The organism is Chlamydiifrater volucris (genome assembly GCF_902806995.1).
GTDB lineage: Bacteria > Chlamydiota > Chlamydiia > Chlamydiales > Chlamydiaceae > Chlamydiifrater > Chlamydiifrater volucris.
Genome location: NZ_LR777654.1, coordinates 435,992 through 461,560, shown reverse-complemented (window position 1 = coordinate 461,560; position 25,569 = coordinate 435,992). Strand labels below are relative to the sequence as shown.

Annotated in this window: 25 protein-coding genes and 4 tRNA genes; 20 read left to right on the top strand and 9 right to left on the bottom strand. The window is 39.6% G+C overall.

What is annotated here, in order from left to right:
- Window positions 1-117 precede the first annotated feature (117 nt).
- Genes KJA62_RS01995 through KJA62_RS01975 form a run of 5 tightly spaced genes read left to right on the top strand, consistent with a single transcriptional unit; the run spans window position 118 to window position 6,900 of the window.
- Complete coding sequence (locus tag KJA62_RS01995) at window positions 118-489, top strand: DciA family protein (protein WP_213319027.1); 372 nt, start codon at window positions 118-120, stop codon at window positions 487-489.
- Complete coding sequence (gene gyrB, locus KJA62_RS01990) at window positions 476-2,887, top strand: DNA topoisomerase (ATP-hydrolyzing) subunit B (RefSeq protein WP_213318364.1); 2,412 nt, start codon at window positions 476-478, stop codon at window positions 2,885-2,887. Before KJA62_RS01995 ends, gyrB begins: the two co-directional genes overlap by 14 nt.
- A 13-nt stretch (window positions 2,888-2,900) precedes the next feature.
- Window positions 2,901-5,399 carry a DNA topoisomerase (ATP-hydrolyzing) subunit A gene (gyrA, locus tag KJA62_RS01985; RefSeq protein ID WP_213318363.1) on the top strand — a complete coding sequence of 833 codons (2,499 nt, stop codon included), beginning with the start codon at window positions 2,901-2,903 and terminating at the stop codon, window positions 5,397-5,399.
- 11 nt (window positions 5,400-5,410) lie between these two features.
- Window positions 5,411-6,031 carry a dTMP kinase gene (gene tmk, locus KJA62_RS01980; RefSeq protein ID WP_213318940.1) on the top strand — a complete coding sequence of 207 codons (621 nt, stop codon included), beginning with the start codon at window positions 5,411-5,413 and terminating at the stop codon, window positions 6,029-6,031.
- On the top strand, window positions 6,028-6,900 hold the full coding sequence (locus KJA62_RS01975) for a hypothetical protein (RefSeq protein WP_213318362.1): 873 nt from the start codon (window positions 6,028-6,030) through the stop codon (window positions 6,898-6,900). The genes tmk and KJA62_RS01975 overlap by 4 nt, the downstream gene beginning before the upstream one ends.
- Here KJA62_RS01975 and KJA62_RS01970 read toward each other — a convergent pair.
- The gene (locus KJA62_RS01970) at window positions 6,893-7,609 is read right to left on the bottom strand and encodes an alpha/beta hydrolase (RefSeq protein WP_213318361.1); all 717 of its coding nucleotides are present in this window, start codon (window positions 7,607-7,609) and stop codon (window positions 6,893-6,895) included. The two genes, KJA62_RS01975 and KJA62_RS01970, sit on opposite strands and share 8 nt — an antisense overlap.
- 124 nt (window positions 7,610-7,733) lie before the next feature.
- Here KJA62_RS01970 and KJA62_RS01965 point away from each other — a divergent pair, with 124 nt between their 5' ends.
- Window positions 7,734-8,618 carry an L-threonylcarbamoyladenylate synthase gene (locus KJA62_RS01965; RefSeq protein WP_213318360.1) on the top strand — a complete coding sequence of 295 codons (885 nt, stop codon included), beginning with the start codon at window positions 7,734-7,736 and terminating at the stop codon, window positions 8,616-8,618.
- A 6-nt stretch (window positions 8,619-8,624) separates the two neighbouring features.
- On the top strand, window positions 8,625-9,596 hold the full coding sequence (locus tag KJA62_RS01960) for a dipeptidase (protein ID WP_213318359.1): 972 nt from the start codon (window positions 8,625-8,627) through the stop codon (window positions 9,594-9,596).
- 19 nt (window positions 9,597-9,615) lie between these two features.
- Here KJA62_RS01960 and KJA62_RS01955 read toward each other — a convergent pair whose 3' ends face one another.
- Both KJA62_RS01955 and KJA62_RS01950 read right to left on the bottom strand, forming a co-directional pair.
- Window positions 9,616-10,737 carry a hypothetical protein gene (locus tag KJA62_RS01955; protein ID WP_213318358.1) on the bottom strand — a complete coding sequence of 374 codons (1,122 nt, stop codon included), beginning with the start codon at window positions 10,735-10,737 and terminating at the stop codon, window positions 9,616-9,618.
- An 86-nt stretch (window positions 10,738-10,823) separates the two neighbouring features.
- Window positions 10,824-12,005: an ABC-2 transporter permease gene (locus KJA62_RS01950; RefSeq protein ID WP_213318357.1), complete on the bottom strand. Its 1,182-nt coding sequence runs from the start codon at window positions 12,003-12,005 to the stop codon at window positions 10,824-10,826.
- Between the two features lie 300 nt (window positions 12,006-12,305).
- Between KJA62_RS01950 and KJA62_RS01945 the strand changes: the two genes are divergently transcribed.
- Window positions 12,306-13,184 (top strand): UbiA-like polyprenyltransferase, encoded by an 879-nt coding sequence (locus KJA62_RS01945; protein WP_213318356.1) that lies wholly within the window; start codon window positions 12,306-12,308, stop codon window positions 13,182-13,184.
- A gap of 10 nt (window positions 13,185-13,194) precedes the next feature.
- Window positions 13,195-13,785: a flavin prenyltransferase UbiX gene (locus KJA62_RS01940; protein ID WP_213318355.1), complete on the top strand. Its 591-nt coding sequence runs from the start codon at window positions 13,195-13,197 to the stop codon at window positions 13,783-13,785.
- A gap of 15 nt (window positions 13,786-13,800) precedes the next feature.
- Here the strand turns inward: KJA62_RS01940 and KJA62_RS01935 are convergent, their stop codons facing one another.
- From KJA62_RS01935 to KJA62_RS01915, 5 genes are all read right to left on the bottom strand, one after another.
- Window positions 13,801-14,706 carry a YitT family protein gene (locus KJA62_RS01935; protein ID WP_213318354.1) on the bottom strand — a complete coding sequence of 302 codons (906 nt, stop codon included), beginning with the start codon at window positions 14,704-14,706 and terminating at the stop codon, window positions 13,801-13,803.
- Window positions 14,707-14,734: 28 nt separating this feature from the next.
- Window positions 14,735-14,808, bottom strand: a tRNA-Asp gene (locus KJA62_RS01930).
- A gap of 2 nt (window positions 14,809-14,810) precedes the next feature.
- Window positions 14,811-14,883: transfer RNA gene (locus KJA62_RS01925), tRNA-Val, on the bottom strand.
- A gap of 192 nt (window positions 14,884-15,075) precedes the next feature.
- A complete protein-coding gene (gene surE, locus KJA62_RS01920) occupies window positions 15,076-15,915 on the bottom strand; it encodes a 5'/3'-nucleotidase SurE (RefSeq protein ID WP_213318353.1) in 840 nt (279 codons plus the stop codon).
- Between the two features lie 177 nt (window positions 15,916-16,092).
- Window positions 16,093-16,860 carry a tRNA 2-thiocytidine biosynthesis TtcA family protein gene (locus tag KJA62_RS01915; RefSeq protein WP_213318352.1) on the bottom strand — a complete coding sequence of 256 codons (768 nt, stop codon included), beginning with the start codon at window positions 16,858-16,860 and terminating at the stop codon, window positions 16,093-16,095.
- Window positions 16,861-17,032: 172 nt separating this feature from the next.
- Between KJA62_RS01915 and KJA62_RS01910 the strand changes: the two genes are divergently transcribed.
- The 6 genes from KJA62_RS01910 (at window position 17,033) to KJA62_RS01885 (ending at window position 20,616) form a co-directional block, all read left to right on the top strand.
- Complete coding sequence (locus tag KJA62_RS01910) at window positions 17,033-17,491, top strand: SEC-C metal-binding domain-containing protein (RefSeq protein ID WP_213318351.1); 459 nt, start codon at window positions 17,033-17,035, stop codon at window positions 17,489-17,491.
- A gap of 58 nt (window positions 17,492-17,549) precedes the next feature.
- Window positions 17,550-17,622, top strand: a tRNA-Thr gene (locus KJA62_RS01905).
- A gap of 28 nt (window positions 17,623-17,650) precedes the next feature.
- A tRNA-Tyr gene (locus KJA62_RS01900) sits at window positions 17,651-17,733 on the top strand.
- A gap of 90 nt (window positions 17,734-17,823) precedes the next feature.
- Entirely contained in the window at window positions 17,824-18,735 is a 912-nt protein-coding gene (locus tag KJA62_RS01895) for a hypothetical protein (protein WP_213318350.1), read from the top strand.
- A 1-nt stretch (window position 18,736) separates the two neighbouring features.
- Entirely contained in the window at window positions 18,737-19,621 is an 885-nt protein-coding gene (locus KJA62_RS01890) for a hypothetical protein (protein ID WP_213318349.1), read from the top strand.
- Between the two features lie 20 nt (window positions 19,622-19,641).
- Entirely contained in the window at window positions 19,642-20,616 is a 975-nt protein-coding gene (locus KJA62_RS01885) for a hypothetical protein (RefSeq protein ID WP_213318348.1), read from the top strand.
- On the opposite strand, the gene rimO is transcribed toward KJA62_RS01885, so the two are convergent.
- A complete protein-coding gene (gene rimO / locus KJA62_RS01880) occupies window positions 20,582-21,988 on the bottom strand; it encodes a 30S ribosomal protein S12 methylthiotransferase RimO (protein ID WP_213318347.1) in 1,407 nt (468 codons plus the stop codon). The genes KJA62_RS01885 and rimO overlap by 35 nt on opposite strands.
- A gap of 135 nt (window positions 21,989-22,123) precedes the next feature.
- On the opposite strand from rimO, the gene rpmG reads away from it, so the two are divergent.
- From rpmG to rpsI, 5 genes are all read left to right on the top strand, one after another.
- A complete protein-coding gene (gene rpmG, locus KJA62_RS01875) occupies window positions 22,124-22,282 on the top strand; it encodes a 50S ribosomal protein L33 (RefSeq protein ID WP_213318346.1) in 159 nt (52 codons plus the stop codon).
- 58 nt (window positions 22,283-22,340) lie between these two features.
- Entirely contained in the window at window positions 22,341-23,870 is a 1,530-nt protein-coding gene (locus KJA62_RS01870) for an ABC transporter permease (protein ID WP_213318345.1), read from the top strand.
- Window positions 23,870-24,538, top strand: coding sequence for an ABC transporter ATP-binding protein (locus KJA62_RS01865; protein WP_213318939.1), 669 nt, complete (start codon window positions 23,870-23,872; stop codon window positions 24,536-24,538). The genes KJA62_RS01870 and KJA62_RS01865 overlap by 1 nt, the downstream gene beginning before the upstream one ends.
- 120 nt (window positions 24,539-24,658) lie before the next feature.
- Window positions 24,659-25,111 carry a 50S ribosomal protein L13 gene (rplM, locus tag KJA62_RS01860; protein ID WP_213318344.1) on the top strand — a complete coding sequence of 151 codons (453 nt, stop codon included), beginning with the start codon at window positions 24,659-24,661 and terminating at the stop codon, window positions 25,109-25,111.
- A gap of 14 nt (window positions 25,112-25,125) precedes the next feature.
- Entirely contained in the window at window positions 25,126-25,533 is a 408-nt protein-coding gene (gene rpsI / locus KJA62_RS01855; RefSeq protein ID WP_213318343.1) for a 30S ribosomal protein S9, read from the top strand.
- Window positions 25,534-25,569 lie beyond the last annotated feature (36 nt).

Here is a 25,569-nt window from a genome sequence, read left to right as displayed (position 1 = left end):
GCATTAGTTATTGCGTTGCTTTTTTTATCTCGTCGATATAAAGTGTTCTTTTGGACGAAACTTCCTTGCCGACTTGTTTCCGGAAGAATAAAAAAGGAACGAAAATCTAAATCAGTGATGTTCTCAGAAACTAAAGTAAATCATCCCAAAACTTCTTCGAAAAAAAAATCAAAGACGGCGACAACCATCAAGCATATGAGTCAAGTCCTTTCGCAGTACCTAGAGGAGTTGGAAAGGTTAAGGAAGGTAAATCCCCAAAAACTTATCAAAGCATGGCACTCTGTTATGGACCCTAAGTACGAGGGGATGACGGCAGCTGTCGGATACCAAGATGAAGAGCTTCTCGTAAAAGTTTCTAATTCTTCCTTGTTTTCGCTTTTGAAACAAACAAATCAGAAGTCTATGTTGGAGCAGCTTAGAGAGATTGCTCCCAAGACTCCAGTTAAGAAAATTCACTTTCTCTTTGGAACAGGTCATGAATGCAAATAAAAAAAATTATGATGCCTCAGCTATTACAGTTCTAGAAGGACTACAAGCTGTCAGAGAACGCCCAGGCATGTATATAGGAGATACAGGCGTTGGGGGTTTGCATCACCTAGTGTATGAGGTCGTTGATAATAGTATTGACGAAGCTATGGCTGGGCATTGCTCTGAAATCTTTGTTACAGTACTCAAAGACGGGGGAGTTACAATAGCCGATAATGGCCGAGGGATTCCTGTAGAAATACATCAAAGAGAATCAGAAAAGCTAGGAAGAGAAATTTCTGCTCTAGAAGTGGTTTTAACCGTATTGCATGCCGGAGGAAAATTTGATAAAGATAGTTACAAAGTCTCTGGAGGGCTACATGGTGTTGGAGTTTCTTGCGTAAACGCTCTTTCAGAAAAATTTATTGTAAACGTGTCCAAACATGGCTTCGTTCACCACATGGAGTTTTCTAGAGGCGTACCTCTGACTCCGCTAAAAAAAGGACAGGAAACAGATAAGAGAGGAACAGAAGTTACTTTTTATCCCGACCCCCAAATTTTTTCTGTTTGTGAATTTGATAAGTCCATACTCATGAAAAGATTAAGGGAGTTGGCTTTCCTTAACAAAGGAATTAAAATCCATTTTGAAGACGAAAGAGACGAAGGATTTCAAAAGACTACTTTCTATTATGAAGGGGGTATTAGTTCTTTTGTCTCTTACCTCAATGAGAATAAAGAAAGTCTATTCTCTGACCCCATCTATATTTCCGGTTGCCGAGCTGGTGACGATGGCGAGATAGAATTTGAAGCAGCTTTACAGTGGAATGGCGGGTATTCAGAGTTAATTTATTCCTATGCAAATAACATTCCGACCAGACAGGGGGGAACACATCTTACTGGTTTTTCTACAGCTCTTACAAGAGTATTGAACGCTTATGTTAAAGCCAATAATTTACTGAAAAGTGATAAAATATCCCTTACCGGGGATGACATGCGAGAAGGATTAACTGCCGTTATTTCTGTAAAAGTTCCTAATCCTCAATTTGAAGGACAAACAAAACAAAAACTGGGTAATAGTGATGTAGGATCTGTCGCCCAACAGATTACCGGCGAGGCTTTAGCTACCTTCTTTGATGAAAACCCACAAATTGCTAAATCTATTGTTGAAAAAGTACTGATAGCAGCTCAAGCCAGAGAAGCAGCTAAAAAAGCTAGGGAATTAACTTTAAGAAAAAGTGCTCTAGACAGCGCTAGATTGCCAGGAAAATTAGTGGATTGCTTAGAGAAAGATCCGGAAAAGTGTGAAATCTATATAGTTGAAGGAGATTCTGCTGGAGGGTCAGCAAAACAAGGAAGAGATCGTAGATTTCAAGCCATCCTTCCAATCAGAGGAAAAATTCTTAACGTAGAAAAAGCTCGTCTGCAAAAAGTGTTTCAAAACCAGGAGATTGGGGCAATTATTTCCGCTCTTGGAAGTGGTATCGGAAAAGACAACTTTCACTTAGAAAAGTTACGCTATAAAAGAATTATCATTATGACGGATGCTGACGTAGATGGCTCTCACATACGTACGCTGCTTCTTACGTTTTTCTATCGCCACATGTCTCCTCTCATAGAAAATGAATGCATCTATATTGCTCAACCTCCTTTGTACAAGGTAAGCAAAAAGAAAGCCTCTAGGTATATTCTGTCAGAAAAAGAGATGGACAGCTATTTATTGTCATTAGGAGTACAAGAAGCGAGTGTATCTTTTGGTGACATCAATGAGCTGAAAGGAGAGCAACTAGAATCTTTAGTTAACGTTATTTTGGAAGTTGAGCAGTTTATTTCCTCCCTAGAAAAAAAAGCTATTCCTTTTGCAGAGTTTCTTGAAGCCTATAAGGAAAATGACGGGTACCCTGTATTTTACATGAGTGCCAATAACAACCGCTCTGCAACATACTTATACTCCGAAACAGAAAGAGATGAAGCGTTGTCTCTGGCGGAGAGCAATGGAAGTGAAGTCCCTAAAGTTATAGAGTTGTATAAAGGAGATTCACTGGATAAGTTAAATTCAGAGCTATCTCATTATGGACTGCGGCTTCAAGATTATTTAATAGCCAATAACAGGAAATTTTCTATAGTTTCTAGTGACCAATCTTATGAGGGTCATACATTAAAAGATTTCATCGATTACCTACGTTCTCTAGGAAGGAAGGGTATAGAAATTCAACGCTACAAAGGTTTGGGAGAGATGAATGCTGATCAATTGTGGGATACCACAATGAATCCTGATCAACGTACGTTGATTCGTGTGTCGCTAAAAGACGCTATAGAAGCTGATCATATCTTTACAATGCTTATGGGTGAAGAAGTGCCTCCAAGAAGAGATTTCATAGAGAGCCACGCCTTGTCCATTAAAATGAATAATTTGGACATTTAGGAGGCGGCTATTTATGTTTAATGAAAACGAAATTATTGTTCCTAAAAACCTAGAAGAGGAAATGAAGGAAAGTTACCTTCGCTACTCTATGTCGGTTATTATCTCCAGAGCTCTACCGGATATCCGCGACGGATTGAAACCTTCCCAACGACGGATTCTGTATGCCATGAAGCAATTGAACTTATCTCCTGGAGCTAAGCACAGAAAATGCGCGAAGATTTGCGGTGATACTTCCGGAGACTATCATCCTCATGGAGAGGGGGTTATCTATCCTACTTTAGTGAGAATGGCTCAAGATTGGGCTATGCGTTACCCTCTGGTAGACGGGCAGGGAAACTTTGGATCCATAGATGGAGATCCACCTGCAGCTATGCGGTACACTGAAGCCAGATTGACTCACAGTGCTATTCAGTTAATGGAGGACTTAGACAAAGACACTGTTGATATGGTTTCTAACTACGACGAAACCAAGACAGAGCCAACAGTTTTTCCCTCCAAGTTTCCTAACTTACTATGTAATGGTTCTTCTGGAATTGCTGTAGGGATGGCTACAAACATTCCTCCTCATAACCTGAAGGAGCTTATAGAGGCAACTCTCTTGGTACTCGATGATCCCTTCGTGCCCATAGAGCAAATTATGGAAGTTATGCCTGGACCAGACTTCCCCACAGGAGGCATCATCTGTGGAATGGAAGGTATCCGGTCCACATACATAACCGGTAGGGGAAAAATCAGGGTGCGAGCTAAGCTGGAAGTAGAAGAAGACAGTGAGCGTCATCGAGAAAGCATCATTATCACCGAACTCCCTTACAACGTCAATAAATCCAGACTTGTTGAGCAGATTGCTGATCTAGTCAATGATAAGACATTATCTGGTATTTCTGATGTTAGAGACGAGTCAGATAAAGAAGGTATCAGAGTCGTTCTGGAGCTTAAACGAGGAGAATCTTCGGAAGTTACTATCAACAGACTTTATAAATTCACGGATGTCCAAGTTACCTTCGGAGCTAACATGTTAGCTTTGGATAGAAATCTTCCTAGAACCATGGATATCCGAAGAATGATTTCTTCTTGGGTACGCCATCGCATGGAAGTTATTCGAAGGAGGACCCGTTTTGAGTTGAACAAAGCTGAAAACCGTGCTCATATTCTAGAGGGTTATCTCAAAGCTCTAGCAGATTTAGACCGTATCGTTAAGGCCATTAAGGAAAGCGAAAGTAAAGAAGATGCTAAAAGAAAACTCATGGAGTTGTTTCTTTTTACAGAAAGACAAGCTTCAGCGATTTTGGAACTCAGATTATACCAGCTTACAAGTTTGGAATCTGAGAAAATTAAAAAAGAACACGATGATTTGCTAGAAAAGATAGCTTACTATAGAAGCGTTCTAGCAAATGAGTCTTTAGTCAAAGACATCATTAGAAACGAATTGCAAGACATCGTTAAATCTAATGGAACACCCAGACGCACACAGATAGAGGCCATTGGAGAGGATATCAAAGATATTGAAGATATTATTGCTGATGAACCTGTGGTCATCACCATATCTGGAGATGATTATGTGAAGCGCATGCCTGTAAAAGTTTTCCGAGAACAACGTCGAGGAGGGCATGGAGTAACGGGCTTTGACATGAAAAAAGGCTCCGATTACCTAAAAGCAGTTTATTCTGCCTCCACAAAAGATTATTTGCTCATATTTACCAATTTTGGCCAGTGCTACTGGCTGAAGGTATGGCAACTGCCCGAGGGAGAGCGTAGAGCTAAAGGCAAGCCAATCATTAACTTCTTGGAGGGCATCAGGCCTGGTGAGCAAATAGCTGCCATCTTAAAAGTTAGAAACTTTTCGGAGCCAGGCTACCTCTTTTTAGCTACCAAAAAAGGAGTAGTTAAAAAGGTTGATTTACAAGCCTTTAGCAATCCTAGGAAGAGAGGCATTCGTGCATTAGAGATTGATAATGGTGATGAGCTGATTGCTGCTGGGAGAATCCTCAGTGACACGGACAGAGTTATGTTGTTTACCCGCTTAGGAATGGCTGTACGTTTTCCTCATGAAAAGGTTCGTTCTATGGGACGAACGGCTAGAGGAGTCAAGGGAGTTTCTCTAAAAAGTGATGAAGACCGGGTAGTCAGCGGGGAAATAGTTTCAGACTCTGATTCTATCCTTGTCGTTTGTGACAACGGATTTGGAAAACGATCTCCTGTAGAAAGCTTCAGAGAAACAAACAGGGGAGGAGTGGGAGTTCGCTCCATACTGATTAGTGAACGTAATGGCAACGTCCTTGGCGCACTTCCTGTTACGGATAACGATAGCATTCTCTTAATGTCTGCACAAGGTCAAGCCATCCGCATTAATATGAAAGATGTTCGCGTGATGGGTAGGTCAACGCAAGGGGTCCGTCTCGTTCATTTAAAGGATGGAGATCAACTAGTCGCTATAGAAAAAATTTCTTCAGGAAATGAAGACTCTTCTGTGGAAGAAGAAACTTCAAATAAAAAGGATCAAGTAGAGGTCTAATGACTCTTCCCATATTTATTTCCATTGAGGGAGGCGAAGGTTGCGGAAAGTCAACCCTCGCATCTTCTTTATTCAAATACTTATCCACCGAAGGTGCGGAGGTTGTTTGCACAAGAGAGCCGGGTGGGACTCCTTTGGGCGAGGAGCTTCGCGATATTCTTCTATCTAATCATAGTTTTCCTCCAAATAGCGTTACGGAGCTAATGTTGTTTCTAGCAGCCAGATCTGAGCATGTACAAAAGGTTATTCTCCCTGCCTTGCGAGAAAATAAAATAGTTATCTGCGAGAGATTTCACGACTCAACTATCGTCTATCAAGGTTTTGCCGGAGAACTAGATGTCAATTATGTTTCTGATTTGTGTTACAATTTCATGGGGAAAGAAACCCTCATTCCTCAACTAACTTTTCTTTTAGATGTCCCTGTAGAAGAAGGGCTTAAAAGGAAACGTAACCAGAAAGAGCTTGATAGATTTGAAAGAAAAAATCTCTCTTACCATGAGAAAGTCCGCAGAGGATTTTTAATCCAAGCTAAGCGATTTCCTGAAAGAATTAAAATCTTAGACGCTACTCTAGGAAAGAAAGAGCTACTTGAAGCCTCTTTGTCCTATATCCCCACTCTTTTTCTATTATGAGTTCGACAGAATCTATAGAGCAATTCTTTAGGGAGATCGATAGAGGAGAGGTTCCTCATGCAATATTATTTCATGGCTCATCATTGGAGTATCTACAATCAACAGCGTACAACTGCGCTTCCCGAATTATTCTAAGAGATTGTCCAGAGGCTAAAATAAAACTTGAGAGATCTATCCACCCTGATATTCAGGAATATGGAGGAAATAATCGTCCCTCAAATTTATCTATTGATATTGTCAGAGAAATTAAAAGAGATATCTGGATTAAGCCCTTCGAAGCAAAGAAAAAAATCTTTGTGCTCCATTCCATAGATAGCATGAGCGTGCCTGCCATTACTGCTTTTTTAAAAACTTTAGAAGAACCGCCCCTTCATGCTGTTATTATTCTCACGACCGTAAAAAAATATTCTTTGCTCCCTTCTGTTGTTTCTAGAACCCGATCTATCAGAGTTCCTTGTAAGGAATATAACCACCTTAATTCTGAAGAGAAAAAGTTTTTGCTAGCATTTGCTTCGGGAACGTTAAAGCTGATTGATATTGCTAGTTTCTTCCAAGAAAAACCCAAAGGAGATTCTTCAATACCGAAATCTGGAAATAATGCTGACATTGGAAAATTATCAGAAAAAAAGCTAATCCGGGGTTTATTAGATCTCTTCAGAAGCAAGGTGTTTCATCAATTTGGGATACCTGGAGATACCTCTTGCTATAAGAACGAGGAGCTCCTCAACGTACCCATCCTCCCTCTACACGAAGTCATAGAGACACTACAAACAGCCATGGACAGACTACTTCTAGGCTCCAATAAAGCTTTCTGCTTCGAGTGGATTTTTTTACAACTAGAAAGGCTAAAACAGAAAAACCTTACTTAGACCAAAGGACAATATACTCTTTCATTTTCCGAATAATCTCTTCGGAAATCTCGTGTCCCCCAGAAAAAGAAAACATTTCCCCTATGAAACCATTTTTATTGAGAAGAGAGTACAGTCTTTTACCTAACTTAAAAGGCAATACTCCATCAAACTCTCCATGCGTGAGAAAAAAAGGCGCCTTCTTTTTTTGGGTCTTAGCGTAAACATCCCATTTCTGATTACCCACAAAAGCACCCGAAAACAAAAACAATCCGTCAGGGGGCAGCTCAGCCGAAAGCCCCACGTGTGCAGACATTATGGCTCCCTGACTAAACCCTCCCATAATAACCCTGGGATACTGAGATTTTAATTCTCTAACCAGGTTAGTTAAAAATTCTCCAGCCTTGGATAAATTCGAACAAGACAAGAGGTCTAAAACACAATCAGTACTCTCTTCCTCCGGATACTCGTTCATTAATCTATCCAACTCCTTGACATCCAAAGGAAACCAAGCTCTTCCCGAGGGGACATCCGAAACAGTCTCTATACCATTAGGGAAAACCCACGTGGGACGTAAACCTTCAATCACACAAGACGACGGTAAAAAAGTAAAATTGTCCGCACAGGCACCATATCCGTGGCACATAACAACCGCAGGAGCTCCAGGATCACCTGTGCACAAGATAACATCCAAGCCTGCTATTTGCTTTCTGAAAAAAGAATAATTCATAAAAATCCCTAATTAAGGGCTAACGATAGAATTGATATAAAAAGAAGTCAAGAATTGAATCAAAATGCTATTTAATCTATAACCTACACCTTCTTCAGGGAGATAGGAGTCCCCTCAGGCAACCATGAAAACAAGACTTATAAGTCCAAGCCCATCCAATATAGAAGCGGCAGCAAGAATCCTGAAAAAGGGGGGGATCGTGGCTTTCCCCACAGAGACGGTCTATGGCTTAGGAACATGTGTAAAGGCTAATTCGGAGGCCATCTCTTGCATTTACCAACTAAAAAAACGACCTACAACAAAACCTCTGGGCCTCTATCTAAAATGTAAAGAAGAAGTTTTTGATTATCTGCCCAATCATTTGAAAGATATTTTTCAAAGAGTAGCAGAAAATTTTCTTCCAGGACCTCTAACAATTGTTTTCCCTGGTAAAAATACCGGAGCGTCTATGGCAGTTAGAGTTCCCAATCACCCAGTCCTTGTGGCCCTTTTAGAGGTCTTAGGAGACCCTATTCTTGGCACGTCTGCCAATCACTCAAATTTCCCATCGGCGGTCAGGCCTCAAGAGGTATTATCTGACTTCCCTGAAGGCATTCATATGATATTGGATGGGGGGGAGTGTGCCTTAGGCGTGGAGTCGACTATTCTATCTATAGAGCCCCTAATAATCCTGAGACAAGGGGCTATACCTAAGGAGTCTTTGGAGAAACTCTTAGGCACTTCTATCAAAGTAATACAACCCCCGAACAGAGACACAGAGTCATTTGGAGTTAGCATCCGCGTTTCTAATAATCTCCAAGACGTCAAAACATACATTAATAAAAATCCCTCTATTAAAAGAAAAATTTTTTTAAATTTTTCAACCAAAGACTATTACTCACTACTGAGAGAGGCTATTTCCTCTCAATCTAAAGAAGTCATTTTTCTATATGACGAAAATATTTCTCCTTTTTTCCCTCCGCTATCTAAAAATCTTTATCCAAACAGATTTATAAAAATTAGCCCTTAACCATTTATGATTATATCTGATTTACATTGCGATCTTCTTTCTCTCCCTTCCTTGACAGGAAATAATCTAGCTTTGCGTTGTACTCCTCAGCAATTAATGGAAGGCAATGTGGGATTACAGGTGTGCGCATTGTTTACTAAAACTTCTTCTGAATCTGTCAAAAAACTTAAAAAACAAAATGATTTGTTTTTCTCTCTTCCTGAAAAATTTCCCTTTATCGAGCATCTACACACATACAATGCCAGTCGTCTTCCAAAAAAAGACTCCTTTATCAACCGCGTACTAATCATTCGATCGATAGAGAATGCCTCTGGTATAGCTTACGAAAAAGAATCAATGCAAAATGTCATTGCTAGACTGGAATTGTTGTTAGCGCAGGGTCCTTTAGCATATGTCAGCCTTGTCTGGAACTTTTCTAACAGATTTGGAGGAGGAATTTTAGAACCTAAACCTCTAACAAACGATGGGAAAACCCTTCTCCAAGAACTAGATCGGCTATCTATTCCAGTAGATCTAAGCCATGCATCAGGAAAGCTTACTGAAGATATTCTCGACTACGCTGCTAATAAACTTCCAACTCTAATGACTATAGCTAGTCATTCTAATTTTTTTTCTGTCCACAACCATCCTAGAAATCTTCAAGATGATCATGCTAAAGAAATTGCTAACAGGGGAGGAGTTATAGGTCTGTGCATGGTTAAAGATTTTATTGGACAGAACTTCCAAAGTCTTGCAAAACATCTCCAAAAAGCTACAGATTTGGGCATTATAAAGCATTTATGCTTAGGAGCAGACTTCTTCTATTCACCACCTCACGAGCATAGGTTTTTCCCTGAGTGCCAAAATGCTGCTGATTACGGAGCAATAAAAGAGCTCATTTGTAAGGCAGTCCCCGACATAACATTACAAACGGACATCATGTGCAACACAGCAAAAAGTTTTCTGCAAAGAGTCCTAGAAAAAGGAAGAAGGTTTTAGACGCATCGGTTGGATTTTCTTACAATCCAGAGCCTCTGCCACCACTATCAGATTTTTTGAATAAGTTACCCACGATGCCACTTACCTTATCTCCTAATCCACTAGAAATCTTTTTAAGTTCCTCTGCTTTTGTCCTTTTTTCCAAAGATTCCTGAGTTGGCATCGTCTCGCCCTTTGCTATAGAACTCTCTTGAGCTGTTTTGAGCGTAAAATTCTCTTCTGTGAGCTTAGTTATTTTCTCGCTTAAATGCTTCATAACCATATCCGAAGCATTTTTTTGCTGAATCTTTTCTTCTGTCAATAGTTCTATTTTTTTGCTTAACTCCTCTATGACAGATAAAGCATTGTCTAGTTCTTTACAAGACCTGTCCGAAGAGGACTCCTTCTCTTTTACTCTTTCATCTCTTAATAAATTCAATTCTTTCTGAATACGTGATTTGTCTCTTTCGTAAGACGTCCTTAGAGAGTTCAAACAATCATCGAGCTCTTTGTTTTGTGTTTCTAAAACTTCTACCAAAGCAGATAGCTCTGCAACCTTTGCTTCACTCTCAGATTGACGTACCATCTTATCTTCCAAACAACTTATTTTCTGTAAGCAATCAACGTTTTTCTGAGAAAGATCCTCGCATCGTACACGAAGAGTAATCAACTCTGCAGCATATAGCTCTTTTTCTTCTTCAAGAGAAGAAATTTGCGATGACTGTGCTTGAAACTTTTCAAAATACTTCCTTTTTAACTCTGACTTTTCTTCTAATAGCTCTTGTTCTTTAAGCTCTAGGTAAGATACTCTTTGAACAAGCTCTTCTTGAGACTTTTCAGAAGTTCTTGAAAAAAAATACTTCTCGATGACGAAAGATACGAGACCCACTGTAACTAAAACCACTCCCAAAGAATTTGCTGCAATCCCAAAAGACACTGTCAGATAATAGGGAAAACTAATGGGTAATAGGATAAAGAGAAGTATACTGCAAACGACAAGAACAATCCCTAAACCCAAGGCCAGCACTTTCATAGATGTGCTGACCCTAAATTTTTCTAGAGAATTATCACCAAATACTTTGCACTCAAATGTACCTTTGGGGCTCCTCATTCTCTCTGAAGCAGATGCAGCGAATTGATAATCATTTACTTCTGAGATCATCACACCCCCTAAAAAACGAAAAAAGGGAGATTATACATCAGTAAATAAAAACATCAATTATAAGGAATCATTATAAGACGAGCGCCCTAACTCGCGCCTTCATCTGTATCCTCCGGACATAAAATAAATTCTTCTTCGGAGGACGTAGACTCTGTTTCAGAAACGTCTGGATCAACATCAACAGAGTAGAGATCTAACGAAATGGAATCCACTTCATCAACAATATCTTCTTTAGCACTATATTTCTGAACCTCCGAATCTCTGAGTCTATCTTCATCCTCTTGAACAACCTCCCTTTTTATGGAGGGATACAAAGTGTGAGAAAGCGCAGAAAGAATTTCTGAGAGGGAAGATGAACCTTGAGCAACTATCTTTCGCAATTTTTGCAAAGAGGACAACTGAGCGGCTCCTACCTGTTGTTTCACGGAATCCGTGAAAGATATATTTCTTATCTGATTCTCCAAAAAATCAATCTGTGTGCGTTGCTTGGAGTTCTCTAGCATCATATCAGAAAGTTTACTGTTGGCTTCTTCTAATTGTTTTTCCAAACTATCTTTCGTTTTAGACTCTGAGAGCAGGCAACTGCCTAAGACAAGCAATTGCAGCCATCCTAGGGCTTCCGAACTCAGCATATGTACCTTAAACGCAGAAAACCCTCCAGAAATTGACAAAACTCCTAAAGCAGCAAAAACAAAAGACACTACAACTATGCTATTACTACTCAACAATGAAGCATAAGCTGTTGACAAACAAACTCCAGCTATCAGCAATCCAATTCCAACAACTACGCTAACCGCCGCGAAAGCTATCCTTACATAAGAGAGGGAGTGAATCGTTTTTTCAGCATTAAAACACCCTGATCCGCTGGCTACAAGATTAATTTTCGTCTTTTCGGCATCACTTTTAAAAGCCGATATTTCCTGCCTTAAAATATTAGAAGCTTGTAAGAATCTTGTCGTCCTAGAAAACGCCTGAACAGTAAGCATGTAAATAGGGTATAAACAAGACATCAAACCTAAAGTCAAGCCTCCTATACAAACTACATTTACAAAAGAGAAAGAAAGAGTATTGGATATCAAAAAGTAAACACAAATAAGGTTTGTTATGACTCCCAAAATAACAGCAATTACTGAAGCTGCAAAAGTCATCTTCTCTTGACTCACTTCGGAAAACTGAAGACAATACATAGGGGAGAGGCCTTCGCTCACACACCTTTCAGAGACCTTGGGCATCACTGTTTGACGAAGAATGAAATCTAATTCTCTCATTACTCTAAAACCTAAAATACCAACCTAGAGGATTGCATCCTAAACATTAAAACTAAGTACTTCTGGCAGTCTGTTAGTGCTACGAAGTGAAAGTACAAAAAACTCGAAAAAAATATTGTAAACTAGGACATCAAAGATTAAAACCGTTAAGTCAAAATAATGAATATGAAAATTGCTTGGAAGAGAAATCCTCAAGGGATTCGTCATTGATTTTCTGATCCAACGTACATCCGTAAAAAGTCTTCTTTTCCTTAATGGCCTTACCAGATATACCTCCTATAGAAAAATGGAGTTTTTCTCGTGAAACTTAAAGTTTTTTTTAATCTAACTAAGCCGCTTTTTTCTTTGTTCTCCCTACCATTTTTGCTCGCCCAGGCTGAGCTCTCTCTCCTCTCTTGCGACTCTCTAAATAAAAATTCCTTGCTTTCTCTAAAAATGCTAACTACATTTCTCATTGCTCTTGGTGCCTTTTTTTGTGCCAGATTTGGAGGCATGATTGTTAACGCTGTCATTGATGCTGATATTGACGGCAAAAACCCTAGAACTACTCAACGTGCAATCCCTCAAAGGTTGGTGTCCACAAAAAACGCATTGGCGTGGGTAGTAGGCTTTCTTTCTGTCTCTCTCTGTCTCTGTCTTGTTCTGGGAATTTATTGTTTTATTTTTTCTTTCTTGGCCATTTTATTGATCGTTTCATATCCCTATACAAAACACCTGTCATCCTTCTGTCATTTTTTTCTGGGCTGCATCTATCTGCTAGCTATGCTGATAGTAAGCATGATCATCAAAAATTCTATATCGATTTCAGATGTTTTACTCGGATTTTCGGCTTTTCTGGTTGTTTCGGCCAACGACATTATGTACGCCATCCAGGACATGGATTTCGATCAGAAAGAAAAATTGCATAGCATACCAGCGAAATGGGGGAGAGCTTGTTCTAAAAGAATCGCCCAGATATCACTTGCAGCATCTTTTATCTGTTTCTCTCTTGTAGGATTAACTTTTTGCTCATCTCGTATATTTTTCTTCTTATCTGTTCTCCCTCTAAGCTCTATTCTATACACGATATACTTATACCAAGTCTCATCAGAACAAAACCTTTACAAAACCTTCGTTTTGGGTAATATTGTCGTCCCAATGTCTTTTTTTATAGCTGTTACGTTTTCTTTAATTGGTTAGGAAGTAAATCATGGGGCGATACGTCGTTGGAATATCAGGTGCTTCTGGAGCTATTTTGGCTGTTAAGTCTATAGAAGCCTTGCTTCAGTTGAACCATCATGTAGAATTAGTGTTATCAGCTCCGGCTATGCAAACAGTAATTTACGAAGTGCCTCACGTAACCAATAGAAACGACTTTCTACAACTCTTTTCGAATAGGGAGTTACTGTCCATACATAAAAATTCCGATATCGGAAGTGTGATAGCTTCTGGATCTTATAAAACAGACGGAATGGTTATAGTACCCTGCAGTATGGCTACGGTATCAGCTATCTCTATGGGACTATCAGATAATTTATTGAGGAGAGCCGCTGATGTCACTATCAAAGAACGAAGACCTTTGGTAATTGTACCTAGGGAAAGCCCTTTACACTCTATACACCTGAATAATCTGCTTACTTTAGCTAAAAACGGGGCCATCATAGCACCCCCTCTGCCTCTTTGGTACATGAAACCCAAAAACTTAGATGAGATGGAGAACGCTATAGTAGGTAAAATACTTAGCTGCTTAGGAGTCACTTCCCCTTTGGAAGAGAGATGGGAAGGCTATCTTTCGGAATAAGGTCGTTTCACTACCTCAATGAGATGCCGTTGTCCTCCCGTTCACTACTTCATGCAAATTCTCTACAGCAACAAAAGCATTAGGATCTTCCCGGTGAACGATCTCCTTTAATTGAGAGAGCTGCAACCTCTCCACAATGATATACAGCATGCTGCGCTTCTCTCCAGAATACCCCCCCTCCGCATGAATATAAGTGAGACCAACTCCAAGAGTATCTATAAGGATCTTTCCAATCTTCCTAGGTGAGGACGTTATTACTGTAACTGATTTTGTATCCTCCAACCCAACAATAACGACATCCATGACCTTAGTAGCTACAGCGTAGGTCAGAAAAGACATAAAAGCAGAATGCCAATTTTTATACGCTATCCCAGCCAATGTGAAGATGAAAAAGTTAATAAACAAGACAACTTGTCCTATTGTAAATCCTCGCTTCTTATTGATAATGATTCCCAGGATTTCTGTTCCATCTGTAGAGCCACCGTGACGAATAATCAAGCCCGAACCAACGCCTATGACGAATCCTCCCACTATAACGGTTTCTATTTCCGATCCCTTAAAAACAAAGGGAGGGATTTCTAGCCAACCCGGGAGCATATCTATCAGCCACAAAGAAAATGAAAAGATTATCACAGCCGTCAACATTTGGATGACGAAATGTTTCCCAATTTGCTTAAAAGCCAAAATAACAAAGGGGAGATTGAAACACAGTAAACAGACAGGCAAATATTTATGCCCGAGAAAATGAGAAGCAACTATGGAAAGGCCCACCACCCCTCCATCAATCAATTCGCTAGGAACCAGAATAATCTGCACCCCAGCCGCAGCCAAAGCACCGCCAAGAACAAACCAACCAAACGTTTTTAAGAAGTATATGAAAAAATTGAAATGATAGGCTTTTTTTTTCTTTATGCCAGACATCGTACTAGCCTATGCTCAGAACCAAAACCGCGAGAGACGGGGCTTGAACCCGCAACTTCCGCCTTGACAGGGCGGTGCTCTAACCAATTGAACTACTCCCGCAATGGACACGACAGGATTTGAACCTATGACCCCCTGTGTGTAAGACAGGTGCTCTAACCGCTGAGCTACGCATCCTCAAAACTTAGCAGACTGAAACGGAAAGGCTATCAGATAGAATAGTTTAATCACAACTGTTTTCATCAAAAAACAAAAAAATTATCTGATCCCTTCTAAACGAAAAAAGGAAAAAAATCAGCCGAAAAAACAGAAAAGAAAAAAACCACTCTTAAATGGTTATAACACAAAGGGTTGCCTAGATAGAAGGTTTTAATTAGGCAGTCTTCCCAAAGAAATTCTATTGTTAATTAAAGCCTTAAAATCTTCTTGCATAACAGAAAAAGCCTCCTCTGTTATTGCTCCAAACAAAGAAGACAAACCTATAGGACTCACAGAAACCTTACCATTCATTAAAAATTCAAACTCTTGGGAAGGTTTGTCGAACACTTGCATTCGAACGGATTTTAAGGAATAAAAAGTGCGATTGTGTATTGTTCCCATATCTATCGGTGATTCCACACAAAATTCACCACCAGAATGAGTGAGAACCATTCCTTGCCAACTTTTACCCTGTTCTACGTAAGGGAAGGTAACATTGTAGCCGCAGGGAACCGAAAACGGTCTAGAACAAGCATACTCCGCTAGCGTACGCACATACTTCCCTCCCAACTCTTTCTGGAAAAAGGATATATGCTTCTCTTGCGAAAGTGCCAAAGAGGGCACTCCTTTGAAAACAGCTTCCATGGCCGCACCTACGGTGCCAGAATAATAGGTATTTTTACCCCCATTACCACCGTGATTAATTCCAGAAATAACCAAATCCGGCAAATCATTTTTAAACAAAACACTGAGAGCTATTTTAGCACAATCAACCGGAGTGCCTTCTACTGCCCATGCCCCGCAAACAGGATGGGGCTTATAATCTACAGCTTCCACAGCAATGGGAGACCGGTACGAAAAAGACATAGACATCCCAGACTGATCGAAGAGGGGAGCGACAATATATACATCAGCAAAGTCTTCCGCATTAAGAAGCTCTACTAAGGTCGCCATTCCTGCTGCAGAAATTCCGTCGTCATTAGTCAAAACGATTCTCAATCTTTTTGTCATACCTTTCTCAATTTTAACCACTCTTGCAGGATTGTATCAAAAATCTGACCAAGAGGAAAACATTTTTAAATCTATTGGACGTCCTTGCAAAGGAGAGCCAAACAAAACACACCAAGTACAAAGCATAAAATCTTTATAAAACGATCAAACCTAGGATTTGCTCTTATAGATCCTTCTTTAATGACCCGTACTGCTATTAAAAAGATTGTTCTTGGGTTTTTGGTAACCATCTCTACTCCTAGAAGCTAAAGCCAAATTATGTCTAGCTAAAGGGAAAACCTCTTCTATTAGTCTGAGAGTGTCTTCAGCTTTCTTTCTCAAAGAAATTACGGGACATCGACAAGTAATTCGCATAAAGCCACATTCTTTTGCAAATCTTCGGATATCTTTTTCAGACACAAATATCAAAGGTCTTATAATAGTAATGCCAAAGCGAACCATTTCTAGTACTGGAGCTAATCCACCGAATTCAGCCTTATGCAAAAGATTCATCAACACCGTTTGCGCATCATCGTTTTTATGATGACCAAAGGCCACCACACTAGCTCCCAATTCCTGTGCAGCTTTGAATAACATGCGACGACGAACTTGTGAGCAAGAATAGCATTCAGGTACATCGGGCGTGTACGGTGAGGTTAATCTTTGCAGGGGAACACTTAGCTTTTGGCATATATTCTCCAGATATTTCCCTCCAACTTCAGCCCCGCACGAATACTTTCCCTCTATTGTAATGGCATGAATGTCTAGTTCTGGAAAACCTTTCCCTGAAATTGCTTTAAGCATCATAAGCATAGTCAAGCTATCTTTCCCGCCGCTTAAAGCCACAACTATTCTTGTCTTACTGAGCATATCATAAGTGTATATAGCCTTTCGAACAGCACTTTCTATACGCTTACCAACCTTAGGCCAAGGTGGAGAAAAAACTGGGGAAGGAAGAATGAACATATAACGCTTTGATAAAATTTCAGTCTAAGAAGATCTCTTTAAAAGGGAGACCATTTTAAATTTTTAGAGAATAAAAGTTTACTATTAATAGCACTTAATACAATTCTTATCGTATCTTTCTTTTTCGCTAAGTAGAAAAATTACTATAAAAGTCAGCCAACTGGAGCATAACATGTCTAAAAAACCTAATAGGAATGACCCCTGTCATTGTGGATCAGGAAAGAAGTATAAGCAATGTTGCTTGAAAAAGGAAGCCGCTGTCGCCAGGCACACTCCAGAAGGTAAGTTTAAATTCTCGGCTCAACTAGCAACCAATAATCCTTCTTACGCGAATGTATTTCAACGATCAGCCGAGCAATTGAAACAGTCTCAAACAACAAAATCCACAAACAAATATTCTCTAACCAAAGAGAAATTACTCACACAAGGAAAAAAGTCCCTAAAAAGACAGAAGGCAAAAGAAGAGCGGGAAATTTCAGAAAAGCTACAAAAACACCAATTTAGCGTTTTAAACTTGTCTGAGCAAGGGGACGATCAATTTATTCCCACAGAACAAGATTATAGAATTTCTCAGTCAGAGACAGAGCCCTCTTCGGAAGAAAAATTCTCTGAACAAGATGAAAAAGAATAAAAATTCATACGGTTTTTGTTGTGATAAAGGTTCTTTTTTGACATAATTCCCGCCTCCCGCTGGAGTAGCTCAATTGGCAGAGCATTCGATTTGTAATCGAACGGTTGAGGGTTCAATTCCTTTCTCCAGCAAGTCTCTTCGTTAGAGTTCCTTTTCTTGGGGGGCGTCGCATAGCGGTCAATTGCATCGGACTGTAAATCCGACTCCTCACGGATACGTTGGTTCAAATCCAGCCGCCCCCATTCCTTTTTCCCTGATTTCTATAACTCTATAATCTGTTGACTAATTACTTTTAATTTAGTTTTTTAATAAAAAAATTTAAATTAAAAGATATGACGAAGAAAAATTTTTTAAAGAAAAACAAAAGATCAAACCTTAATAAATTTATAAAAACTCCCGAAGAACAAACTATAAAAACGGACTGCCACTTTCACTTTAACACAACGATAGACGGCGACGTAGCGGCAGACACCGTATCTACCTATGACACTACCGTAAAAAAACAACTTTCTGTGGCCAAGGAGTGCTCTATCTCAGGAAACGCCAATATCTCCGAAACCTTTCTAGTTACTAACGGACTCACGGAGGCGAAAAAGATAACCATAACTCCTGATACCACACAATCTGTTTCTATCAATCTCAATAACAACAGAATAACCAACGTCGCCAGACCTACTGAAGATACTTCTCCAGTCCCTGCATTCTACGCTCCTTCATGCGAGTACATGTTTGTATCTACACAAATTTACCAAAGAGTACACGTTAGAGCAAAACAAGATGAAGTTCCTTTAATCGGACGAGGCAGACTTGTTTATAAAAGCCCTTTAGCAGAAAACTGTATTCGGTTAGTGGATGTTTCTAACGAAAACGGATCAACAAAGATTACACATCCAGGATCCAAAAGATTTCAATTACTGAAAAGAGGAACTTATATGTTTGATATGATTCTTGTCAAAAGATGGGGGTGGAACAACGGATGGAGTGGAGCTTTCCAACTATTTAAGCATGACAGCGATAAAAAATTTCTAACACAAACCATCCTTCACTCGGGGGGAGGATATTCCATGCAAGGAACCATGAATACCATTATACACGTGGACAATGAATTACCTCAAAACCCTGATATAGACCCCAAACAAACGTACTACGTCAAATTTTCTTTCGGAAATGCCAATAATATCACCGACTTAGGATCAGTGGTATGGTCTATCATTTACTACCCAGACATAGACAAAGGAGAATAACGTGGCAAATAAAAAAACCCAAAAAAAACCTATCCCTTCAATACAAAAAAACACATTTTACACACCTTTGATTGAAGAAACACCTCCTTCAGACTACGGAACAGGGGTCTTGCAACAAAACCTCTTTCTACATGACAGTACCCTCAATCTTCAAAAAAATTTGTCAGTGGAAAATTCTTTCCAAGGAAGATCTATGACAGTTGATGAGGACGCTAATATCTTATGTCCGCTTCAGATAGGTGGTAATTTATCTTCCAAGAACGCCTCTTTTAAAGATATTAATGTGTCGGATAACGTAGAGGTTTCATTACCAGCTGGCAATAACACACAAAAATGCAAATTTGAAAATATTCAACACCCCAAAGCTAGATATGATGTTATGACTTGGGGATACCTAAGAACTAGAGCAGTAGAAACCATGAATAGCTTCAGCCAGGGTAGAAAATATTTTCCGGATAAACAACTAAACACTCTTCCATTTTTACTAAAGACAGTAACCAATCAAAACTATTCTCCATCAGCAGGGAAATGCTTTCTACTCAAACAAGATAAATTGCACTTACTTAGAGTTGGAGTATACCAAGTATCCATAAATGTAGCCAGATCCGCAGGTAGGCACAATGGAAATGATGAACAAGATCTAAGAATGAGTCTTTGCATGGGAGATGATGTCACTTATCTTAGCTACACAGATAGCAGAGGACTAGGCCCCAATGACCCCACAATTAGATCATTGTACGGAGTTTTCTCGGTACTTTCTATAGATGAAAACAATCCAGAAAACGTGTGGATAGAGTTCTCTATCTACGGAAAAATGTATCTAGAGTCGGTATCTCTTAGTGCCATATGGTTTCCTTTGGGAATAGATTTTACAGAAAAAGATTAATCAAAAACACAAGGAGTCACATGGAAGAACAGCCACTAGAAGAAAATCTTCCAGGAGAAGAGGAGTCATCAAAAACAAAAATCTCTTTTCCAACATTCAACAGATATACTATTACAACTTTAGTAGGAGAAAAAGAAAATCAACCCGTTGAACCTGAACAAAAACTCAAACAAACAGATGAACTCACAATCAATGAACAAGAAAATGAAGCTACAAAATCCCAAGCACTAACTGTGGAAGAAAGCCTGTCAACAGACTCTCTAATCCTGACAAAAGATTTAACAAAAGCAAAGAATTTAACGACAGCCCGGGAAGTGTTTGTAAAAGACGCTATCAAATTATCACCAAGCGGCACTATAAATATTGACGGCAAGCTCAACTTACTTAACTCTACGATTCTTTACAAAAACATAACCAAAGCATTTGATACAACAAGAATTTCTGACCGAAGAGACCAAGAGTATGTGCCTTACGGGGAATTAAAAAAATATGGAGTATCATTTTATACTAGGTCCGCCTGGAGTAATGGTCCAGTAGGAGAAAAAGGCAGCGTTTACAAGGGACAATATTTTAGCTGGAATAACTACGAAACAAATCATGAAGAAAAATACAACGTTGATGGCGTCATACAACTGGAAGATGGTAAAGGCACAACCTCTGAAAACAAACTGCGCAACTATTACCTAGCATTTAAGAAACCAGGAATCTACCGGATCAGCGTAGCGATATCTAAACACGGAGCGTGGTTAGACAATGGGCGAGGAGGTTTGAACGAACTAAAAGTTACATTTGATAATGGCTACACTCACAAAATAGGACACATGACAACAGCCGGACAGACTAATTACAACTACCGATCTTCTGGGATAGTGGGGGCAGTAATATCAGCCGACCAGCCTGGAAAATTTTGGATAGAATGCATAGGGTCAGCCTACCGAATGCATATGTTTGATTGGTCCCTTATAAGATTACCATCTCTTCAATGGGACCCTTAGAAGCATCGATTTTAGCCAGCACTCTTCCCACCAAATCGTAACCAAGAACACCTGTTATCTCGACCTCATACCAATCTCCAAAACTGGATACCTTTCTCGCATCGTTAAGAACAATGCAACTATCAATCTCCGGAGCCTGACCGTAAAAACGTGCCGACAATAGTAAAGAACTATCTGGATGGTAGCCATCCACAATGGCTATCATCTTTTTCCCAACCCAATTTTGGTTTTTTTCCTCCACTATCTTTTGTTGAATTCTTGAAAGAATGCTAAGCCGTCTAGATTTTTCTTTAGCAGGAATTTGATCTTTCAACGTAGCTGCATGACTTCCTTCCTCTTGGGAGTAGGTGAATATCCCCAGGTTGTCGATCAAGCCCTCCTTTACGAACTCTACCAATTCTTGAAACTCTTCTTCAGTCTCACCGGGGAATCCCACAATAATCGAAGAACGAATTTTAATAGCAGGTATTTGCTCTCGTAATTTTTTCAACGTAAGGCGAATCTCCTTACCAGAGGTCTTCCTAAACATGGATTTCAAAACTCGGTCATTGATATGCTGTATAGGGATATCCAAATAGGGGAGAAGCCGCGGATCTTTTTGCATCAGAGAGATAATGTCGTCGTTAACCTCGTCTGGGTATAGATATAACAGTCTGATCCAAAACTCTCCTTCTTCCCGCAACAACATTTCTAGCAACTCAACCAACATAGACTTTCCTGAAAGATCCTTACCGTAATCCCCCAAGTCTTGAGCAATCAAAATAACCTCTTTTACACCCTGTGATGTTAAGGTCCTAAACTCTCTCAGAACTCTATCTAAAGGCTTACTCCTCAACTTCCCTTTGATAGAGGGAATTATGCAAAAAGAACATTGCTTACGACAACCTTCCGCAATCTTCAAGTATGCATAATGCTTAGGGGTAGACAATCTTCTAGGAACCTCTCCAGCTTCCAAATAACTTTTTGCATCTATCTTTTCACCTTTCTTCTCTGAGGATATAGCCTCTAGAATACTCTCTACATTACCAGAACCAAGCATATAGTGAATATGAGGGAACCAAGGACTTAACGCTTCTTTGTGCTTGGAAACCATGCATCCAGTCAAAATAATTTTTGCTGTAGGCTTTTTAACGTCTACCAGGTTGTTCAAATGCTCTTCGACTTCATCTCTAGCAGCTTTTAAAAAGGCGCAAGTGTTTAAGACAAAATAATCGGCTTCAGAGGGATCTTCACATATTTCGTAGCCGGCCTGCAAAAGCAACCCCAACATGACTTCACTATCAACTAAATTTCTTGGACATCCTAAACTGATGAAGTGAATCCTATTCTCGGAAAGTCTTTTATCAAAAATTTGCTTCACATCGACAGTCATAATGCTCCCAAATTACAATAAAACCAAGAAAAAGCCCGTTCCCAAAAATCCTTTGAGCTCGAAGGAACCTTGATTATTTTTATGAATGAAGCTAGGATTGTAAGCGATTTGTCACTTTCTTTAAAGGATTCGTCAATGGCCAGCAAAAATAGAGAGATTATTAAGCTAAAGAGCACTGAGAGTGCGGAAATTCTTTGGACCACAAAAAATAAAAGAAAAACGCCCGCTCGACTGGAACTTAAGAAATATGATAAGAGATTGCGTAAACACGTAATCTTTAAAGAAGCTAAGTAGTTGAATGGGGGAGCACACTTAAAGTCTAGCTTCTCCTTCTCTTGAGGTCGAGGGATGTATGAAGTTTGAGTTTTCTATGGCACTTAAGTATTTGCTCCCTAGAAAAGAGCGGCTTTCGGCCTCTTTTGTTTCTCTTTTCTCCATAGGAACTATATCCCTAGTAGTCTGGTTGTCCGTGGTCTTCCTTTCCGTCATTGGAGGGATAGAGAAGAGATGGATCCAAGATCTTTCAAGACTGCATTCTCCAATAAAAGTTTGTCCTTCTGATGGCTATTATTCCTCCTACTATTACAACATTGATTCTTACTCAGGAAAGTCGGATTACACTTTAAAAACGTTGGGAGAAAAGCTTTCTTCCATAGAGTCAGACCCATATGATGGAAATTTGGATGACACTCTGCCAGAAAGGTTTCCCCTCCCAGATTTAGGTATCGATGGTGTGCTCGTAGATCCAGTTAAGTCGCTTCAAGAAGTCCTTTCTCCCTTGATCTCTAAGTATGGGTGTGAGTTTCAGGAATTTGAAGAAACTTTTGGGCAGTTACTCCTGGACGAAAAATACACAAGCCATAGGGAAGATGATCTCAGAGGATTTTCTAGACTCATCTCTTATGATTTAAGCTCTTCTCAAAGAAATCTACTTCTCCCTTATTCCATTAATGATTATCAATCTTTTACGTTGAGCTCTTTGGATCTCACACCTTCAAATTTCAAAGAAAATTTTCTGTTTGTATCTTCAATGTTTTCAGGCAAAGGTGTTGTTCTACCAAAAAGATACGCTGAAGCAGGTTACCAGGTGGGTGACACGGGTTCACTTTCTTTTTATAGAGGCAACAGCACAAAGCCGGTGTCCTTGCCTATAGTCGTCACTGGGTTTTATAATCCTGGGCTCTCTCCCGTTGGAGGGAAAACTATATTCATAGATAAAGATTTGGCAGAGATAATCCGGGATACTACCTTAAGAGAAGCTTCTCCTCAAAACGGTATCACTAACGGGTTTGATTTATTTTTCGTCCAGTTCAAGAAAATAGGACAAATTAAACGAGAAATTCAGCACTTACTAAAAGAAAATCATATCGACCGCTACTGGAGTGTGGATTCTTTGTACGACTACGAACAATTTCTTCCAATCTTAGAACAACTGAGCAGCGATAAGATTTTGTTTCTTTTTGTCTCCTTTATCATCTTGCTAGTTGCCTGTTCCAATGTTGTCACCATGTTAATTTTGCTCGTCAATGATAAAAAAAAGGAAATAGGAATTCTAATAGCTCTTGGAGCCTCTAAAAAACAATTAAAACGTATATTCGGCATATGTGGGGCCATTTCTGGAGGAATAGGTGCTATTTTGGGAATACTATTGTCTATACCTACTCTTAAGTACCTAGATGTTATAGTCAATTTTTTAGGGGGACTACAAGGACATTCAGCATTCAACAAACAATTTTTTGGAAATGCTCTTCCAAATCAAATAGATAGTCTTGTTATTACTGTGATAGGAATTACAACTCTCATTCTAGCTACAATTTCAGGAATGATACCCTCTATGAAAGTTGCCAGAATGCAAGCTTCGGAAATACTAAAATCTGAGTAATTATGCCTCTATTGGAAGCAAAAAATATTCGTAAAACTTTCGTTAACCACGGCACGACTTATCATGTAATTAGGGGGATTTCCCTTTCCCTGTATGAAGGGGAGGTGCTAGCTATTACTGGATCCTCAGGAAATGGTAAAACGACGTTATTAAATATCTTAGGAACATTAGACACACCTTCTTCCGGGGAGATACAATTTTTTGGAAGATCTTTTTCTCCTAAGGAGCATCCTTTGATAAGAAATAAGCACCTAGGTTTTATCTTTCAACACTTCCATCTTTTGGAAAATGAAAACGTAGAAACAAATATTTTGATGCCGGCTATTATCTCAGGAAAAAGCCTAAAAAAGAACCCGGATATTGGAGAAAGAGCAAGGATTCTTGCTGAAAGAGTAGGGTTAAAAAATAAGTTAAAAGTAAAATCTGCGCTCCTCTCCGGAGGAGAAAAACAGAGGGTAGCTATAGCTAGGGCTTTGATCAACGATCCTCAAATTTTGTTAGCTGACGAACCCTCGGGAAATCTCGATGACTATACCTCTTCGAGCATACATAACCTCTTACTAGGACTTGCTTCTGAGGGCAAAGGCATTATCCTAGTTACTCATAACAATCATCTTGTTGGTAAATGCTCAAGGCAATGCATTTTGAAAAACGGCTGTTTCGTTTAAGAAGGTTTTCAATATCTATAAAGAATATTTTATCTCCAATCTGAACTCCACGTGAGGAGGTTTTTGTTTGGAAAAAAATTCCTTAGATTCTATAATCCCGACATCACCAAGGGGTTACAAATGGAAAGAAGAAAAGAAACAAGAACGACCATGCTTAAGGCTCGTGATGCTGAAAAAAAATCTTGGTACGTTATCGACGCTTCAAATAAAACTCTAGGAAGGTTGTCTTCTGAGGTAGCTAAGATCTTGAGGGGAAAGCATAAAGTTACTTTCACTCCACACGTTTCTTCCGGAGATGGTGTCATCGTCATCAATGCAGAAAAAGTTAGGCTTACCGGAGCCAAGAAGGCTCAAAAGACTTATCGGTATTATACCGGCTACATTGGTGGAATGAGGGAAGTTCCTTTTGAAAATATGCTAGCTAGAAACCCTGGCTATGTTATCTTTCATGCTGTCAAAGGAATGCTTCCTAAAACTCGTCTTGGTAATAAACAAATTAAGTCTCTTCGGGTAATTAAGGGCGGAAATTATAGAGAATTTCAGGCTCAAAAACCTGTCGTGCTAAGCGCATAAAATTGGAGTAAATTGTGTCGAAGGTTAATGCCATTCAAGAATCTGTTGCCACAGGAAGAAGAAAACGAGCTGTTTCTAGTGTTAGGCTACGTGCAGGAAGCGGAAGGATCGATATTAACGGGAGGGCTTTTGAGGAGTATTTCCCGATACAGGTTCAAAGAGATATGATCTTAGCGCCTTTCAGAACAACCGGGAAAGGGGAAGACCAGTATGACATCATCATTCGGGTAAGCGGAGGTGGTATTCAGGGGCAAGCTATAGCTACCAGGCTGGGAATTTCCAGGGCCTTGGTAAAAGAAGATGAGGCCAATAAGCAGGAGTTAAAGTCTTTGGGATACTTGACTAGAGATCCTAGAAAGAAAGAAAGGAAAAAGTACGGACACAAGAAAGCCAGAAAAAGCTTCCAATTCTCGAAGCGTTAGTCATTGTCTACTTTATCTACGTGTCTTTAAGCCGAG

Excerpts from the sequence above, each read along its gene's own strand:
- KJA62_RS01935 (WP_213318354.1), bottom strand. The coding sequence starts at position 14,706 with ATGTCTGGCATAAAGAAAAAAAAAGCCTATCATTTCAATTTTTTCATA.
- KJA62_RS01885 (WP_213318348.1), top strand. The coding sequence starts at position 19,642 with ATGGAAGAACAGCCACTAGAAGAAAATCTTCCAGGAGAAGAGGAGTCA.
- KJA62_RS01870 (WP_213318345.1), top strand. The coding sequence starts at position 22,341 with ATGAAGTTTGAGTTTTCTATGGCACTTAAGTATTTGCTCCCTAGAAAA.
- KJA62_RS01975 (WP_213318362.1), top strand. The coding sequence starts at position 6,028 with ATGAGTTCGACAGAATCTATAGAGCAATTCTTTAGGGAGATCGATAGA.
- KJA62_RS01995 (WP_213319027.1), top strand. The coding sequence starts at position 118 with ATGTTCTCAGAAACTAAAGTAAATCATCCCAAAACTTCTTCGAAAAAA.
- KJA62_RS01970 (WP_213318361.1), bottom strand. The coding sequence starts at position 7,609 with ATGAATTATTCTTTTTTCAGAAAGCAAATAGCAGGCTTGGATGTTATC.
- KJA62_RS01965 (WP_213318360.1), top strand. The coding sequence starts at position 7,734 with ATGAAAACAAGACTTATAAGTCCAAGCCCATCCAATATAGAAGCGGCA.
- rplM (WP_213318344.1), top strand. The coding sequence starts at position 24,659 with ATGGAAAGAAGAAAAGAAACAAGAACGACCATGCTTAAGGCTCGTGAT.
- KJA62_RS01910 (WP_213318351.1), top strand. The coding sequence starts at position 17,033 with ATGTCTAAAAAACCTAATAGGAATGACCCCTGTCATTGTGGATCAGGA.
- rimO (WP_213318347.1), bottom strand. The coding sequence starts at position 21,988 with ATGACTGTCGATGTGAAGCAAATTTTTGATAAAAGACTTTCCGAGAAT.
- KJA62_RS01915 (WP_213318352.1), bottom strand. The coding sequence starts at position 16,860 with ATGTTCATTCTTCCTTCCCCAGTTTTTTCTCCACCTTGGCCTAAGGTT.
- KJA62_RS01950 (WP_213318357.1), bottom strand. The coding sequence starts at position 12,005 with ATGAGAGAATTAGATTTCATTCTTCGTCAAACAGTGATGCCCAAGGTC.
- KJA62_RS01940 (WP_213318355.1), top strand. The coding sequence starts at position 13,195 with ATGGGGCGATACGTCGTTGGAATATCAGGTGCTTCTGGAGCTATTTTG.
- gyrB (WP_213318364.1), top strand. The coding sequence starts at position 476 with ATGAATGCAAATAAAAAAAATTATGATGCCTCAGCTATTACAGTTCTA.
- KJA62_RS01895 (WP_213318350.1), top strand. The coding sequence starts at position 17,824 with ATGACGAAGAAAAATTTTTTAAAGAAAAACAAAAGATCAAACCTTAAT.
- gyrA (WP_213318363.1), top strand. The coding sequence starts at position 2,901 with ATGTTTAATGAAAACGAAATTATTGTTCCTAAAAACCTAGAAGAGGAA.
- KJA62_RS01960 (WP_213318359.1), top strand. The coding sequence starts at position 8,625 with ATGATTATATCTGATTTACATTGCGATCTTCTTTCTCTCCCTTCCTTG.
- surE (WP_213318353.1), bottom strand. The coding sequence starts at position 15,915 with ATGACAAAAAGATTGAGAATCGTTTTGACTAATGACGACGGAATTTCT.
- rpmG (WP_213318346.1), top strand. The coding sequence starts at position 22,124 with ATGGCCAGCAAAAATAGAGAGATTATTAAGCTAAAGAGCACTGAGAGT.
- KJA62_RS01955 (WP_213318358.1), bottom strand. The coding sequence starts at position 10,737 with ATGATCTCAGAAGTAAATGATTATCAATTCGCTGCATCTGCTTCAGAG.